The sequence below is a fragment of the Paenibacillus sp. OT2-17 genome (assembly GCF_009827695.1).
GTDB classification, from domain to species: Bacteria; Bacillota; Bacilli; order Paenibacillales; family Paenibacillaceae; genus Paenibacillus; species Paenibacillus polymyxa_B.
On record NZ_WUDQ01000735.1, the window covers coordinates 1 to 1,512 of the forward strand.

1 protein-coding gene and 1 pseudogene are annotated in these 1,512 nt (G+C 38.0%); one reads left to right on the top strand and one right to left on the bottom strand.

The window, feature by feature from the left end; translation table 11 throughout:
• Positions 1 to 424 (bottom strand): annotated as a pseudogene (locus tag GRP75_RS26605) (transcriptional regulator); the annotation flags it as partial.
• A gap of 245 nt (positions 425 to 669) precedes the next feature.
• Between GRP75_RS26605 and GRP75_RS26610 the strand changes: the two are divergent.
• Positions 670 to 1,122: a hypothetical protein gene (locus tag GRP75_RS26610; RefSeq protein WP_160790853.1), complete on the top strand. Its 453-nt coding sequence runs from the start codon at positions 670 to 672 to the stop codon at positions 1,120 to 1,122.
• Positions 1,123 to 1,512: the final 390 nt, after the last annotated feature.

The following is a 1,512-nucleotide window of genomic DNA, read 5'->3' on the forward strand; positions in this document are numbered from 1 at the left end:
CAGCTACCCCCTCATAGAGCAGCAATGCAGCCGCATGTCTTCCCTCCGCCAATAATTCTTCTGCAATTTCAAATAGCTTGGGTGAATACAGTAGATTGTCCATGATGGCTTCCACCACTCGACGGATCGCATCCAACTTGTCCAACTCCGCACAGCGAAACAAAAATGGCTCGATTCGCCTCATATTCGGAGGATGGTCGATGATGTAGTTTTCTATAAACAGATCGTAAAAATACCCTTCTGGTAAACCCATAGCCTCAGTGATTAGGTCGAGCTGGTTAACAGACATTGACTTATTCCCTGTCACAATAGCACTTACTATTCCCCTATTCATGCCTGCAAGTTGCCCAAATTGCGTTAGACTCAAACCTTCTTGTTTTAAATATCCGTCTAATTCTGCTCGAATCGTAGGTGTATGCTTCATGTCATATCCACCCTTCATTCAGAAATACCAAAACTTTTATATTATTGCATTCTATTGTTGTCCATAATTTAACAGTTGTCAATAAGTTTTGAAATATATGTCATGCAATATTCAGATGAATTATATATTTTCGAATATTAATGATTTTTCACCATTTCGTTAACAAAAATCTACATTTTATTCTTTTTTTATATGGTATACTTGGTCGGTAGTACAAATTATACCATTCAAGAGGACGATTTTTGATGAAGTTTAAAAACACAGCAATCATCCTTATAGGTGTATTGGCTCTTACGGCAGTAGCTCCGCTGGCTACTTCTGCCACACCAGCTACAGGGATTAAAGTATCGAAGGATCATGGAGGTACAGTTATCCAACAAACTGGTCAAGAGGTACATGAGGTTCTTAGTGGGACAAGTCCGACGATGGACTTAACTGTTAAAAAAGGTTATGGACATGTAAAGATTAAAGTTCGGAATGAAGGAACATCAAATCTCACTTGGAGCTTGCAGGGTAACGGGAGAGAATATGTCTATAAAACTGTTGGCAAAGGAGACACATTAACATGGACTAGTCTTAATTCATTCCCTAATGGAATGCCTTCAGGGGAATACGTAATTCAATTCAGAGCCAACGGTAACAAAGTTGAAGGCGAAGCTTGGGGTACTACTGGTCAGTACCCAGGAGACATTAACTAACCGTTATTACAAGCAGGGGAGCGTCTTGGAGTTAAATCCAAGGCGCTTTATGTATTCAATGTTGCCAAACTCAGTGTCTAACAAATGCCCAGCCGACCAATTAAGGTTAGCAGAACTTTTAACTATATATAGATAAATCAAACTATTCCCCATTGATTCACATAACAACATCATTTAATGGTACTTAGTGACTATGTACACAGATATTCAGATTAATTATAATTATTTATGTAGTTAAATTATAGAAAGAAGAGATTTAATTTGAAAAGATTAATGAGTTTTGGTATCGCCACATCATTGCTTCTGTCACTAAGCCCTGCTGCTTTTGCGCAGGATTCAATTTCAGCAAATCAAACTGATAATGGCTTCATTAAAGTGATCGAAAATACT

Excerpts from the sequence above, each read along its gene's own strand:
- GRP75_RS26610 (WP_160790853.1), top strand. The coding sequence starts at position 670 with ATGAAGTTTAAAAACACAGCAATCATCCTTATAGGTGTATTGGCTCTT.